The sequence below is a fragment of the Halomonas sp. ND22Bw genome (assembly GCF_003011945.1).
GTDB classification, from domain to species: domain Bacteria; phylum Pseudomonadota; class Gammaproteobacteria; order Pseudomonadales; family Halomonadaceae; genus Halomonas; species Halomonas halophila.
Genome location: NZ_PXWD01000014.1, coordinates 41,473 through 54,329 on the forward strand (window position 1 = coordinate 41,473; position 12,857 = coordinate 54,329).

13 protein-coding genes are annotated in these 12,857 nt (G+C 69.7%); 6 read left to right on the forward strand and 7 right to left on the reverse strand.

Annotation, left to right across the window (positions count from 1 at the left end):
- Positions 1-103 precede the first annotated feature (103 nt).
- From CVH10_RS14915 to CVH10_RS14930, 4 genes are all read left to right on the forward strand, one after another.
- Positions 104-1,135 (forward strand): sodium:calcium antiporter, encoded by a 1,032-nt coding sequence (locus tag CVH10_RS14915; RefSeq protein WP_035597199.1) that lies wholly within the window; start codon positions 104-106, stop codon positions 1,133-1,135.
- A gap of 151 nt (positions 1,136-1,286) precedes the next feature.
- Complete coding sequence (locus CVH10_RS14920; protein WP_035597202.1) at positions 1,287-1,973, forward strand: HAD family phosphatase; 687 nt, start codon at positions 1,287-1,289, stop codon at positions 1,971-1,973.
- A 114-nt stretch (positions 1,974-2,087) separates the two neighbouring features.
- A complete protein-coding gene (locus CVH10_RS14925) occupies positions 2,088-3,077 on the forward strand; it encodes a sugar kinase (RefSeq protein WP_106489101.1) in 990 nt (329 codons plus the stop codon).
- 168 nt (positions 3,078-3,245) lie between these two features.
- Positions 3,246-3,620: a translation initiation factor Sui1 gene (locus tag CVH10_RS14930; RefSeq protein ID WP_106489102.1), complete on the forward strand. Its 375-nt coding sequence runs from the start codon at positions 3,246-3,248 to the stop codon at positions 3,618-3,620.
- Here CVH10_RS14930 and CVH10_RS14935 read toward each other — a convergent pair.
- Positions 3,601-4,470, reverse strand: a complete 870-nt coding sequence (locus CVH10_RS14935) for an NAD-dependent protein deacetylase (RefSeq protein ID WP_106489103.1) — start codon at positions 4,468-4,470, stop codon at positions 3,601-3,603. The genes CVH10_RS14930 and CVH10_RS14935 overlap by 20 nt on opposite strands.
- Positions 4,471-4,565: 95 nt before the next feature.
- Here CVH10_RS14935 and CVH10_RS14940 point away from each other — a divergent pair, with 95 nt between their 5' ends.
- Positions 4,566-5,444, forward strand: coding sequence for a nuclease-related domain-containing protein (locus CVH10_RS14940; RefSeq protein ID WP_106489104.1), 879 nt, complete (start codon positions 4,566-4,568; stop codon positions 5,442-5,444).
- Between the two features lie 20 nt (positions 5,445-5,464).
- On the opposite strand, the gene CVH10_RS14945 is transcribed toward CVH10_RS14940, so the two are convergent.
- Positions 5,465-6,262, reverse strand: coding sequence for a ribonuclease I (locus CVH10_RS14945; RefSeq protein WP_369335815.1), 798 nt, complete (start codon positions 6,260-6,262; stop codon positions 5,465-5,467).
- Positions 6,263-6,431: 169 nt separating this feature from the next.
- On the opposite strand from CVH10_RS14945, the gene CVH10_RS14950 reads away from it, so the two are divergent.
- Complete coding sequence (locus CVH10_RS14950) at positions 6,432-7,190, forward strand: RimK family alpha-L-glutamate ligase (protein WP_369335816.1); 759 nt, start codon at positions 6,432-6,434, stop codon at positions 7,188-7,190.
- 24 nt (positions 7,191-7,214) lie between these two features.
- On the opposite strand, the gene CVH10_RS14955 is transcribed toward CVH10_RS14950, so the two are convergent.
- The 5 genes from CVH10_RS14955 to CVH10_RS14975 form a co-directional block, all read right to left on the reverse strand.
- A complete protein-coding gene (locus tag CVH10_RS14955; protein WP_106489106.1) occupies positions 7,215-8,552 on the reverse strand; it encodes a deoxyguanosinetriphosphate triphosphohydrolase in 1,338 nt (445 codons plus the stop codon).
- Positions 8,553-8,633: 81 nt separating this feature from the next.
- The gene (locus tag CVH10_RS14960) at positions 8,634-10,130 is read right to left on the reverse strand and encodes a tripartite tricarboxylate transporter permease (protein WP_106489107.1); all 1,497 of its coding nucleotides are present in this window, start codon (positions 10,128-10,130) and stop codon (positions 8,634-8,636) included.
- 7 nt (positions 10,131-10,137) lie between these two features.
- Positions 10,138-10,602: a tripartite tricarboxylate transporter TctB family protein gene (locus tag CVH10_RS14965; RefSeq protein WP_106489108.1), complete on the reverse strand. Its 465-nt coding sequence runs from the start codon at positions 10,600-10,602 to the stop codon at positions 10,138-10,140.
- Positions 10,599-11,594: a tripartite tricarboxylate transporter substrate binding protein gene (locus tag CVH10_RS14970; protein ID WP_106489109.1), complete on the reverse strand. Its 996-nt coding sequence runs from the start codon at positions 11,592-11,594 to the stop codon at positions 10,599-10,601. Before CVH10_RS14970 ends, CVH10_RS14965 begins: the two co-directional genes overlap by 4 nt.
- A 58-nt stretch (positions 11,595-11,652) precedes the next feature.
- Complete coding sequence (locus CVH10_RS14975; RefSeq protein ID WP_106489110.1) at positions 11,653-12,855, reverse strand: CaiB/BaiF CoA-transferase family protein; 1,203 nt, start codon at positions 12,853-12,855, stop codon at positions 11,653-11,655.
- Between the last annotated feature and the right edge of the window lie 2 nt (positions 12,856-12,857).

Below are 12,857 nucleotides of genomic sequence, written 5' to 3' on the forward strand. Positions count from 1 at the left end.
GGCTCGCTTCCCATGCCCCGCCAGGAGCTTCCATGCCCGCGCCGCCCGAGGCCGTTCCGGCCGACTCACGCCCCACCGCCCTCTCGCCGGGCGACCGCCGGCCATGCTGAGCACCCTCTCGCTGCCCCTCGCCTTCGCGGCGTTCGTCGCCTGCGCCCTGGTGATCGGCGTCGCCGGCACGCGGCTGACGCACATCGTCGACGACCTGGCCGACCGCACCGGCCTCGGCGAGGCCATCGCCGGCGCCGTGCTGCTGGGCATGGCCACCTCGCTATCGGGACTGGTGCTGTCGGTCTCGGCGGCGCTGGCCGACCGCCCCACCCTGGCGATGAGCAACGCCCTGGGCGGCATCGCCGTCCAGACCCTGTTCCTGACCATCGCCGACCTGACCCACCGGCGCGCCAACCTGGAGCACGCCGCCGCCTCCATCGGCAACCTGATGCAGGGCGGCCTGCTGCTGTGCCTGCTGACCCTGGTGCTGGTGGGCCGCTTCGCCCCGGAATGGACCCTGTGGCAGGTCCACCCCGTCACACCGCTGATCGTGATCGGCTACCTGTTCGGGCTGCGGCTGGCGGAGCGTACCCGCGACCGCCCCATGTGGCGGCCGGCCCAGACCCGCGAAACGACGCCGGACGTGCCGGACGAGCAGGCCCGCAACCGTTCGGCGACGCGGCTGTGGCTGAGTTTCCTGGGCCTGGCCGTGGTGCTCGGCGCCAGCGGCTGGCTGCTGGAAGGCGTGGCCTCGGTGATCGCCGAGGACACCGGCCTCGGGCAGTCGGTGGTGGGCGTGCTGATGACCGCGGTGGTCACCTCGCTGCCGGAGCTCGTGACCTCGATCGCGGCGGTGCGCCGGGGCGCGTTGACCCTGGCCGTGGCCGGCATCATCGGCGGCAATGCCTTCGACACCCTGTTCGTGGCCGCTTCGGACGCGGCCTATCGCGGCGGCTCGATCTATCACGCCATGCCCGACGGCGTGGCGCTGTGGGTGGCGATCTCGCTGCTGATGACCGCCATCCTGATGGTCGGCATGATCCACCGCGAGCGCCTGGGGCCCGGCCGCATCGGCTTCGAGAGCCTGGCCATTGCCGGCTGCTATCTGGCCGGGGCGGCGATGCTGGTGATGGCGCCGGGCTGATCCCACCCGGCGCATGAAGAATGTGCAGCAAAGATTGAATTGAAAAACACTGTTCACAAAGTCGCGGAAATGGTCTTAAACTAAAGATGAACGCTGCCGATATGAGACAATAGCGTTAAAGCCGAATGACACGCCCGCGAGGTTACCGGTGATGGCCCGCCCTCTCTGCCTACTCTTCGATTGCGATGGCACCCTGGTCGACAGCGAGCCCCTGCTCGCTGCCGAGATGGAAACCAGCCTGACCGCCGCCGGCCTGCCCTTCCAGGCCAGCGACTACGTCGGCGAGTTCCGCGGCGCCCGCTTTCGCCATATCGTCGCCGAGCTGGAGAGCCGCCACGGCGCCGTCGACCCGGACCGCCTCGAGGTGCTGGAGCGTGACATGCGCGCCAACCTCAACCGCCGCCTGGCCACCGACCTGACGCCGATCACCGGCGCCGCCGAGGCCCTGGCCGCCCTGTCCGGCCATCCCATGGGCGTGGTCTCCAACGGGCCGATCAACAAGATCCGCACCTCGCTGCTGGCGACCAACCTCGAGCCGGTATTCGGCGATCACCTGTTCAGCGCCTACGAGGCGCAGTGCTGGAAGCCCGACCCCTGCCTGTATCGCCACGCCGGAGCCATGCTGGGCTACGCGCCCGAGGACTGCGTGGCCATCGACGACGCCCTGGTCGGCGTCCAGGCGGCGCTGAACGCCGGCATGACGGTCATTCACCTCAACCGCTTCCCCGACGCCGAAGAGACGCCGGAAGGCGCCATCATGATCACCAGCATGTTCCAGCTGCCCACCGTGATCGCCCGCCTGGAACACGACCGCCAGCGCTCGCTGTCACGGGCCTAGGGGCCCGGTCGTCCTCGACGCCTCAGTGCCTGCCACGCCCGGAACCTTCCGGGCCTTCCGGCTTGCGCCTCCCAGGATGGTAAGGTGCCCTATCGAGAGAAGGAGACCTCGCCGATGCGCACCGTCACGAATCCCGAGATTCTCGCCTTCGGCGAGGCCATGACCCTGTTCGTCGCCGAGGCCGCCGGCGAACTGGCCGAGGTCGAACGCTTCCAGAGACGCATCGCCGGCGCGGACACCAACGTCGCCATCGGCCTGGCGCGACTGGGCTTCGGCGTCGGCTGGCTGAGCCGGGTCGGCGACGACGGCTTCGGCCGCTACATCCGCCACATCCTCGAGACCGAGGGGCTGGACTGCCGTCACCTGACCAGCGACCCGGACGCCTCCACCGGACTGATCTTCAAGGAACGCGCCCAGGGCGGGGCCGATCCGCACGTCGAGTACTTCCGCCGCGGCAGCGCCGCCAGCCGGCTGTCGCCGGAAGACGCTCGTGCCGTCGACTTCGGCGCCGCCCGTCACCTGCACGCCACCGGCATTCCGCCGGCCCTCTCGGCCAGCTGCCGCGAGCTGTCCTGGCATATGCTCGAGCGGGCCCGCCAGGCCGGTGCCAGCATCTCCTTCGACCCCAACCTGCGCCCCTCCCTGTGGGCCAGCGAGGCCGAGATGCGCGACACCCTCAACGCCATGGCCGGCCAGGCCGACTGGGTGCTGCCGGGCCTGGCCGAGGGCCGCCGCCTGACCGGGCTGGACACGCCTCACGACATCGCCGGCTTCTACCTCGAGCGCGGCGCCCGGGCGGTGATCATCAAGCTGGGGCCGGAAGGCAGCTACTACCGTGGTACGCTCGACGGGCACGAGGCGAGCTTCGAGATTCCCGGCGTGGCTGTCTCCAACGTCGTCGACACCGTGGGCGCCGGCGACGGCTTCGCGGTCGGGGCGATCAGCGCCCTGCTCGACGGCCTCGCGCCGCGGGACGCCCTGCGGCGCGGCAATCTGATCGGCGCCCTCGCCGTGCAGGTGCCCGGCGACATGGAAGGGCTGCCGTCTCGTGAACGGCTGGCCGAGCAAGAGGCATACTGGCACGAGAGGGCGAAGACATCATGACGGCCCCTCTCTACCGGCCCCTCGACTCCGACAGCGCCCTGACCGACGGCTTGCGCCTGAGGCCTTGCCCTCGGCACGCCTGACAGCCACAGGCTCTACCACCCGCATCGACCGCCGCCGCCGGGCCTCGTATCATCTGGGGCCCGCATCCATTGCCGAGGAGGCCCCATGGCATCTCTCCAGGACCAGCTGCGAGGCCTGGTCTACTCCACCGAACACGGCGACACCTGCCCCGAGTGCCGCCAGCCCGTCGCCGACTGCCGCTGCGCCGAGGCCGCCGAAGAGGAGCGCCTGGCGGGCCTGGACGGCATCGTGCGCCTGCGGCGCGAGACCAAGGGCCGCAAGGGCAAGGGCGTGACCCTGGTCGATGGCGTGCCGCTCAAGGCCGACGAGCTCAAGACCCTGGCCAAGGAGCTCAAGAAACGCTGCGGCACCGGCGGCGCCCTGAAGGACGGCGTGATCGAGATTCAGGGCGACCAGCGCGAGGTGCTCAAGGGCGAGCTGGAGAAGCGAGGGTTCAAGGTCAGGCTGGCCGGCGGCTAGGCCCTTCCTTCAGCGTCTCGACCAGCGCGGCCAGCCCGGCCTCGGCGCCGGCCGTGACCTTGAGCGTATAGAGGTCATCGGCGCGGGTGCGTCCGAGGTTGAGACAGGCCAGTGGCTTGCCGGCCCGCGCGGCTTCGCGGGCGAAGCGGAAGCCCGAGTAGACCATCAGCGACGAGCCCACCACCAGCAGCCCGTCGGCCTCCTCCAGCAACGCGAAGGCCTCGTCCACGCGGGGGCGAGGCACGCTGTCGCCGAAGAACACCACGTCCGGCTTCCAGATGCCGTCACCGCAGCGGGTGCAGTCCGGCACACGGAAGCCCGCGAAGTCCGCTTCCAGGTCGGCATCGCCATCCGGACCGGCCCGGGCGCCGGTGTCGAGCCAGCCGGGATTGTGGCGGGCCAGCTCGGCATGCAGATCATGGCGCATGCGTGTCGCCCCGCAGCCCATGCAGCGCACCAGGTCGGCCCGGCCATGCAGCTCGATCACCCGACGCGAGCCGGCGCGGCGATGCAGGCCGTCGACGTTCTGGGTGATGATGCCGATCACCCGCCCTTCGGCCTCGAGCCGCGCCAGGGCACCATGGGCCTCGTTGGGGCGCGCCTCCTGAAGCGTGCGGAAGCCGATCAGCGCCCGCGCCCAATAGCGCTGCCGGGCGGCCTGGCTGCCCATGAAGACGCCATGCTGCATCGGCGGCGAGCGCTTCCAGTCGCCGCCGTCGTCGCGATAGTCGGGGATGCCGCTGGCCGTGCTGACGCCGGCCCCGGTCAGCACGGCCAGGCGCGGCGTGCTCGCCACGAAGGCCGCCAGGGCCTCGAGATCGGCGCCGGGCGGCGCCTGACGATCGCTCATGTCACTCCTCGCTTCTCGGCATGCGCGCCGAGCATGGCCTCGGGGCGCCGATCCTGTCTACAATAGACGGGATCCCCCACGGGCAAGGACTCCCGATGGCCTGGCTGGAATACCTGATTCCCCTCATCTTCCTGTTTCCTCTGGCGGCGACCGCGGTGATCGTGGTCGGGCTGCGCAATCTGCACGACGCCCGGGTCAGCTCGCCCTTCGACGCCCACCCGCTGCGCGAGCCGGGCCAGTCGCTGCGCGACCGTCTGGACCGCGCCTTCGCCGGCCTGTTCCTCAACGGCGCCCTGGGCCCGATCGTGATCATGACGCCGCTGGTCTACGGCATGGGGCGCATGCTGTTCTCCGACGAGCCGGAATGGATCGAATGGACCCTCTACGGCGCGCTCTCCACGCTGCTGGTGCTGATCTTCTGCTTCCGACTGATCCGCGACTTCCAGCGCATCCGCCGCCTCAAGCTGGGGCTGGCCTGCGAACTGGCGGTGGGCCAGGAACTCGAGCGACTGATCCGCCCCGAGTCACACCCCTACGTCATCTTCCACGACGTGCCCGCCGAAGGCGACACGCTCGATCACGTGGCGATCACGCCCCATGGCGTGTTCGCCGTCGAGACCTGGGCCCGCAGCCCGACGGTGCGCCCCTCTGGCGAGGAGGACAACCGCGTCACGGTCGAACACGCTCGCCTGCGCTTCCCGGGCTGGATCGAGCGACGCCCGCTGCGCGACACCCGCCGCGCCGCGCGCTGGCTGGCCGAATGGCTGGAGCAAGAGCTGGGCCAACCGGTGCCGGTGCAGGGCGTGCTGGCCCTGCCTGGCTGGCAGATCGAGCACCCCGAGGCCGCCGATGACCTGCTGGTGGTCAGCGGCGATGCCCTGGCCGAGCGGCTGCCCGAGCGGCGTCTGGATGCCCTCGACGACGCCACCCGCGAGGCGGTGATCGCCGCGATCCACCGCCGCGCCCCGCTCTGATCGCCGGCCGCGCTTCCAGGTTATCCGTCGAAATCGACGATCCTGACCCGCGTCGCGCAGCGCCCGCGGTCGAGCCGTACCAGGCTGTCGGCCGACGGGAAGCGGTCGAGGGCCTCGGCATCGATGCCGATACGCACCTCGGTCAGCAGCCGGTTGCCGCGCCCGCGGCACTCCAGGCGCAGCGCCCGCCCCCGGCCCTCGCCGAAGGCCGCCTCGAAGGCGTCGATCAGGGCGTTGCGCCCCACCACGCCGCCACGATGCAGCGCCACGAAGTCGCCGAAGGCGCTGTCGTTCACTGCCTCGAGCAGCTCGAGCGAGGTCGCGAACAGTGCCTCCTCGGGCAGCGCCAGACAGGCCGCGTGCTTGGCGTACTGGTAGCGATCCAGGCAGCTCGCCCGCCCCGGCATGGCACGATCCAGCCGCCGCCCGAGGGCGTCCGGCAGCGCCAGCGGCGCATGGGCGCGGCAGAAACCGCCGTCCGGCCGTGGCGTTTCCAGGAAGCATCCCTGGCGCCACCAGTCACGGCGCGTCACCCCGCGCTCGCGGAAGTCGTCGGGCAGCGAGGCCCACAGCCCGTGCAGCACGAAGCCGTCGTCCGCCCCGCGCCTCAGCCGGGCCTCCCGGCACTCTCGTGGCGGCCGCGAGCGACTGGCGCAGAAGCCGGGATGCCAGGTCAGCGCCAGGGTGTAGTGATCGACACCGTCCAGCGCCAGTGGCGATGACGCCGAGGCCGGCAGGGCCGAGGTCACGGCCAGCCAGCCGCCCAGCAGCCCCAGCAGCACCTTCTTCGCCCGCCAATACGGTCTAGAACGCTTCACTGTCGCGCACTCCTCCTCATCATGCCCGCCTCGGGGATGCCCGAGGGCCGATAACGCTTGCCAGAACCATGAAGGCGGATAATAATTCGCCGCCTTCGCAGGAGATGGCCTTCTCATCACCATGAAAATCATCACGTTCGACGTTTTTCGCACCTTGGGAATTCCCGGGGTGCGCTATATCAAGCCGGAACGCATGTACGATCACCTGGAGGAGATCCGTCAGGCGGACTGGCTGCTGTTCCCCGAATACTGGCAGGTCAATGCCCTGGCCTACGGGCTCGGAGCGCGCATCTTCCCGAGTCTGGCCAGCTACCACCTGGGCCACGACAAGGTTCAGCAGACCCGCGCCTTCCTGGCACTGTGCCCCGAGCACGTGCCGCCCACCGAGATTCGCGGCACCTCCCGCGCCGCTCTCGACCACATCGAGGCGCGCTTCGGCTACCCCTTCATCGCCAAGCGCATCAAGAGCGCCATGGGCGAGGGCGTACGGCTGATCGCGTCGCGCCAGGATCTCGACGACCACGTTGCCGAGGAGCCGGTGCTGTATGCCCAGGCGCGACTGCCGATCGACCGTGACCTGCGCATCGTGCTGGTCGGCGGCGAGGTGATCGCCGCCTACTGGCGGATCACGCCGCTCGAGGGCTATCGCGCCAACGTCAGCCAGGGCGGACGAATCGACCACGCGGCGATTCCCGAGGCGGCCATCGGTCTGGCCCGCCGCCTGGCCCGCGAGCTCGATATCGACCACGCCGGCTTCGACATCGCCATGGTCGACGGCCATCCCTACGTCTTCGAATTCAATCGCCTGTTCGGCAACCAGGGCATCGCCGACAGCAGTCGGCGCATCGGCGACGCCATCCGCCGGGCCATCGGTCTGGACGACGACCGCGACCCGGACGGAGAGCCACCGCTGCAGCTGACGGCCTGAGCCGACGCGGCGGAGGCCCGCCGCTCAGTCGCCCTTGAGCCGCCCGCCCATCTCCTGGGCCAGGTCCACCGCGTAGTGGTCGGTCATGCCGCCGATGAAGTCGAGCATGCGCCGGTAGCTGTCGTAGAGCGACCAGGAGGGGCGCGGGGTGTTCTCGCCGATCAGCGCCAGCACCCGCTGATGCTTGAAGGTCGAGCTGCCGGTGTGATGCAGCTCGTGGGCCGCGCCGATAAAGGCCTCCAGCAGGATGCCCAGCGTGGTATACGCGCCGATCTCCAGCTTGGCCTTGCGTTCGTTGCGGAAGATGCGCTCCCGCGCCAGCTGCTTGGCCGTCTTCACCCCCCAGTCCAGGTCCGGATGACACAGCTCGAGCAGGTCGTGGCGCAGCCGGCCGCCGAGCAGCTCGGCCTCGTGCTGGACGAACGCTCCGGCCACCTCGGTCACCGCCCGCTCCATGGCCGCCCCGCGCAGCGCGGCGATCCGCCGCCGCTGGGACACGCCCTCCTCGCGCATGGTCGCGAAGTCGCCGGGCTCGCCGCCGGCGATCTGGGTCAGGATGCCGGCCACCTCGTCGAAACCGAGGATGCCCATCTCCAGGCCGTCCTCCAGGTCGAGCAGCGCGTAGCAGATGTCGTCGGCGGCCTCGACCAGCCAGGCCAGCGGATGCCGGCTCCAGCGGTTCTCGCCCTGGGGCAGCAGCCCCAGCCGCTCGGCCACCTCGGTCAGCAGATGGGCCTCGCTCTGGTAGCAGCCGAACTTGCCGGCGCTGCCGCCGTGCTCGACGGTCCAGGGATACTTGAGCAGGGTGCCCAGCGTCGCCGCGGTCAGGCGCATGCCACCGCGGAACTGGTTGTATTCGATCTGGGTGACGATGCGAAAACCCTGGGCGTTGCCCTCGTAGGTCAGCAGGTCGGCGCGCTCGGCGTCCGACAGCCCATCCAGCAGCCCGCTGCCGTCGCTCTCGGCGCGCTTGAACCAGTCGCGGATCGCGTACTCCCCGGCGTGGCCGAAGGGCGGGTTGCCGATGTCGTGGCCCAGGCAGGCGGCCTGGACGATCACGCCGAGATCGGCCGGCGTGATGTCCTCGGGCAGCCGATGGCGCAGCCCCTCGCCGACGCTCATGCCCAGCGAGCGCCCCACGCAGCCGACCTCCAGCGAGTGGGTCAAGCGGGTGTGGATATGATCGTTGTCGGTCAACGGATGCACCTGGGTCTTGCGCCCCAGGCGGCGGAAGGAGCCGGCGAAGACGATGCGATCGTGGTCCTTGTGGAAGGGGCTGCGGCCGATCTCGTCGCGGGACGTGCCGCGCCGGTCATGGAGCCGGGCCGGATCGAGCAGCCGCTCCCAGGTCATCTGCGTCATGGGCGTTCCTCCTTGAGGCCTTCATTCTGGCACCTGGAGGCACGCCACCCAAGCCGCCGGCGCAGCTGTCGCAGTCGTCCGTCAGACCAGCCGGCGCTTGACCAGCAGCGCGTAGATCAGGCCCGCGCACAGCAGGGTCGCGGCGAAGGCATAGATGCCGATCGAGATCCCGCTGCTCCACAGGATGCTCCAGTCGCCGCCGGTGATCGACATCGCCCGCCGCAGGTTGAACTCCATCTGCCCACCCAGCAGCAGCCCCAGCACCACCGGTACCGTCGGGATCTCGAGCTTGCGCAGCACGTAACCGAGCACGCCGAAGGCCAGCATCATGAAGAGGTCGAAGGGGCTGTTGTTGAGCGAATAGACCCCCACGAAGGCCACCAGCACCACCATCGGCATCAGGAACCAGGACGGCGCCTGCAGCACCTTGGCGAACAGCCCCACCAGCGGGATGTTGAGCACCAGCAGCATGACGTTGCCGATGAACAGCGCCGCCACCAGGCCCCAGACCATGTCCGGCTGCTGCTCGAACAACAGCGGCCCGGGAGTGATGTTCATCGACAGCAGAAGCGCCAGCAGGATCGCGGTGGTGCCGCTGCCCGGAATGCCCAGCGACAGCATGGGAATCAGCGCCCCGCCGGCGGCGGCGTTGTTGCCCGCCTCCGGGGCCGCCACGCCGCGGGGGTCGCCGCGACCGAAGTCGCCCTTGTCGCCCCAGCGGCGCTTCTCCAGCGAATAGGACAGGAAGCTGCCGAGCGAGGCGCCGGCGCCGGGCAGCACACCGGCGATGAAGCCGATCAGCGAGCCGCGGCCGATGGTCGAGGCGCAGCTTTTCGAGCGCCGCATGCCCGGCACGGCCGAGCCAAGCCGCACGGGCGTGATCTCCTGGCGATGATCGCGCTCCAGGAACAGCAGGCACTCGGAGATGGCGAACAGCCCGATCAGCGCCACCAGATAGTCGATGCCGTCATAGAGCTCATACCAGCCGAAGGTGTAGCGCGCCACGCTGCTGACGGGATCGATCCCCACCGTGCCGAGCAGCAGGCCCAGGCAGGCGGCGATGAAGCTCTTGGTGAAGCTGCCGGAGGTCACCCCGCCGATGGTGGCGAAGGCCAGCATGAACAGCGCGAAATACTCGGCGGGCCCGAAGCGGATCGCCACCTTCACCAGCAGCGGCGCGAACAGCGTCAGGCCGATGGTGGCGATGGTCGCCCCGGCGAAGGAGGCCACGGCGGACAGCCCCAGCGCCTCGCCGCCGCGGCCGGCGCGCGCCATCGGGTAGCCGTCGAGAGTGGTCATCATCGCCGGCTCGTCGCCGGGAATGTTGAGCACGATGGAGCTGATGCGGCCGCCATACATGCAGCCGTAATAGACGCTGACCAGCAGGATCAGCGCCGCGGTGGGCGCCAGTCCGAAGTTGAACGCCAGCGGAATCATCAGCGCCACGCCGTTCACCGGCCCGAGCCCCGGCAGGGCGCCGATCAGGGTACCGACGGTGCAGCCGATCAGCGCCAGCAGCAGATGTTCGGGCTGCAACGCCACCGCAAACCCGTGCACGAGGAAGTCGAGAATCTCCATGACGTCGCTACCCACTCCAGCCGGGCGTGTCGGGCAGCGGAATGCCCAGGGCGAATTCGAACAGCACGAACAGCGCAAGCCCGAGCAGCGCGCCATACGGCAGGGCCTGAGGCCAGCGGGCACCGAACAGGCGCATCAGCAGCACGGTGACCACCAGGGTCGCGGGCACGAAGCCCAGCGGCTCGACCACCAAGGCATAGCAGCCCAGCAACAGCAGCATGCCAAGCTGGCGAAACAGCGCCGCCTTCTCCGGCCAGCGCTGATTGATGCCGGGGCGCGCGATCAGGTACAGCGACAGCACGCCAAGCGGCACGCTGACCAGCCGGGGGAAGACCCCCGGCCCCACCGGCTGCATGAAACCGGTGACGAAGGTATGCGAGTGCCACCAGGCGCCCAGCGCCAGCAGTGCCAGCGCCGCCCCGGCGATGCGGTCGCCAAGGGCGGCATGGCGAATCGGCGGGGCTTCGCTCACTGAATGACTCCGATCTCGCGGGAAATGGCCTCGACGTTGTCGATCGACTCGCGCACGAAGTCACTGAACTCGTCGCCACCGCGCCACAGCGGCACCAGGCCGTTCTGCGCCGCGACCGCCTTCCACTCGTCGCTTTCATAAAGGGCATGGAGGGTCTCGACCATGGCCGCGTAATCGTCGTCCGAGACCTCGCCACCGGTATAGAAACCGCGCCAGTTGTAACCGGTCACGTCGTAGCCCTGGGAGACGGCCGTCGGCAGCGCCTCGAACGGCTCGGGCAGCGGATCGTCCGAAAGCACCGCCAGCACCCGCACGTCGCCGGATTCGATGAAGCCGGCGATCTCGCCCAGGTCGGTGGAGACCGCATCCACGTGCCCACCCATCATCTGGGTCACGGCCGGCCCGCCACCGTCGAACTGCACCCAGCGCAGCGCACCGATGCGCTCCCCCGGCAGCCCCGCGGCCTTGGCCAGCATCAGCGCGCGGATATGGTCCCAGCCGCCGGCGCCGCTGGAGCCGGACATCACCACCGAGGTGGGGTCGGCAACGATCGCCTCGAGCAGCTGGTCGAGGGTCTGATAGGAGCTCTCGTCATCGACCAGGATCACCCCAACGTCGGTGCCGAGCATCCCCAGCCAGCGCATGGTGTCGGCGTCGCCCGGGTAGCGCCCCTGGGCGATCTGGGTCATGCCCACGGTGCTGGTGGCCACCATCAGATCGCTGTCGTCGGCACGCTTGCCGGCCACATTGGAGAACGCCACCGCGCCCACGCCGCCCGGCATGTTGGTGACCTGGACGTTGCCGTCGACCAGGTCCAGCTCATGCAGCAGCTTGCCCACCGAGCGGCAGGTGAAGTCCCAGCCGCCGCCGGGATCGGCCGGGGCGATGCACTCGTCGATGGCCAGCGCCTGGCCGGAAAGGCCGCCCGTCAGGCCCAGCCCCAGCAGGGTGGAGGCCATCAGGCGGCGGGGTGTCATGGAAGTGATCGGCATGTCGTCGCTCCTGGTCCTTGTTGTTGTCGTGCTGCTGTGCCTGCCCCGCAGGGGCGGTTCAGATGACGCCCTTGTCGCGCAGCGCCCCGCGCTCGGCGTCCGCCAACCCCAGCGCGGCGAGGATCTCCTCGGTGTGCTCGCCGAGCTCTGGCACCGGGTGGTGGATCGCCGCCGGCGCCTCGGCCATCTTCACCGGGAAGCCGGTGGTCGGCACCTTGCCGCGCTCGCCCTGGTCGAGCTCCAGCGCCATCTGCTGCTCGCGGACCTGAGGGTCCTCGAAGGTGTCGTGCAGGTCGTAAACTCGGCCGCAGGGCACGCCGGCCTCGTTGAAGTGCTCGATCCACTCCGCCACGCTGCGCCGCGCGATCTCGCGGTCGAGGATCTCGCGCAGCGCCTCGCGGTTGTCCATGCGGCGGCGGTTGTCGAGGAAACGCTCGTCCTCCAGCAGTTCCAGCATGTCGAGCGCGCCGAGGAAGCGCTCGACCATGATGTCGTTGCTCGGCGCGATGGCGACTTCGCCGTCGCTGGCCTGGAACAGGCCGTAGGGATAGAGCATGGGATGATCGTTGCCGGTGCGTTTCGGCACCTCGCCGGTGGCGAAGTACTCCGCCGCCAGATAGCCCATCATGCTGATCAGGCCGTTGGTCAGCGCGGTCTCGACGATGTCACCCTGGCCGGTGCGCTCGCGACGCACCAGCGCCGCGCTGATGCCGAAGGCCAGGTTCTGGCTGGCGACCATGTCGCTGATCGGCGGTGCGGCGCGCATGGGCTCGCCGTTCTCATGGCCGTTCACGCCCATGAAGCCGCTCATCGCCTGGGCGATGAAATCGTAGGCCGGCCGGTCGCGATAGGGCCCGCTGGAGCCGAAGCCGTTGATGCGCCCCACCACCAGGTGCGGAAAGCGCTCGCGCAGCACCTCGTCGCTGAAGCCCATCCTGGCCATCACGCCCGGCCGGAAGTTCTCCACCAGCACGTCGGCGTCTTCCAGCAGCCGGCTCAGCACGGCCTTGCCCTCCTCCTGGCGCAGGTCGAGGGTCAGGGAGCGCTTGTTGCGGTTGAACTGGGCGAAGTACCAGCTGAAACCGTTCACCATGTTGCCCTGGGAACGCACGATATCCCCGCGGCCGGGCGGTTCGACCTTGATCACCTCGGCGCCGTGATCGCCCAGTATCTGGGTGCAGAAGGGCCCCGAGATCACCCGGGTCAGGTCGATGACGCGGATGCCCTGCAGGGAACCCGAAGAAGACGCGGTATCGAGCATGC

Excerpts from the sequence above, each read along its gene's own strand:
- CVH10_RS14915 (WP_035597199.1), top strand. The coding sequence starts at position 104 with ATGCTGAGCACCCTCTCGCTGCCCCTCGCCTTCGCGGCGTTCGTCGCC.
- CVH10_RS14920 (WP_035597202.1), top strand. The coding sequence starts at position 1,287 with ATGGCCCGCCCTCTCTGCCTACTCTTCGATTGCGATGGCACCCTGGTC.
- CVH10_RS14925 (WP_106489101.1), top strand. The coding sequence starts at position 2,088 with ATGCGCACCGTCACGAATCCCGAGATTCTCGCCTTCGGCGAGGCCATG.
- CVH10_RS14930 (WP_106489102.1), top strand. The coding sequence starts at position 3,246 with ATGGCATCTCTCCAGGACCAGCTGCGAGGCCTGGTCTACTCCACCGAA.
- CVH10_RS14935 (WP_106489103.1), bottom strand. The coding sequence starts at position 4,470 with ATGAGCGATCGTCAGGCGCCGCCCGGCGCCGATCTCGAGGCCCTGGCG.
- CVH10_RS14940 (WP_106489104.1), top strand. The coding sequence starts at position 4,566 with ATGGCCTGGCTGGAATACCTGATTCCCCTCATCTTCCTGTTTCCTCTG.
- CVH10_RS14955 (WP_106489106.1), bottom strand. The coding sequence starts at position 8,552 with ATGACGCAGATGACCTGGGAGCGGCTGCTCGATCCGGCCCGGCTCCAT.
- CVH10_RS14960 (WP_106489107.1), bottom strand. The coding sequence starts at position 10,130 with ATGGAGATTCTCGACTTCCTCGTGCACGGGTTTGCGGTGGCGTTGCAG.
- CVH10_RS14970 (WP_106489109.1), bottom strand. The coding sequence starts at position 11,594 with ATGCCGATCACTTCCATGACACCCCGCCGCCTGATGGCCTCCACCCTG.
- CVH10_RS14975 (WP_106489110.1), bottom strand. The coding sequence starts at position 12,855 with ATGCTCGATACCGCGTCTTCTTCGGGTTCCCTGCAGGGCATCCGCGTC.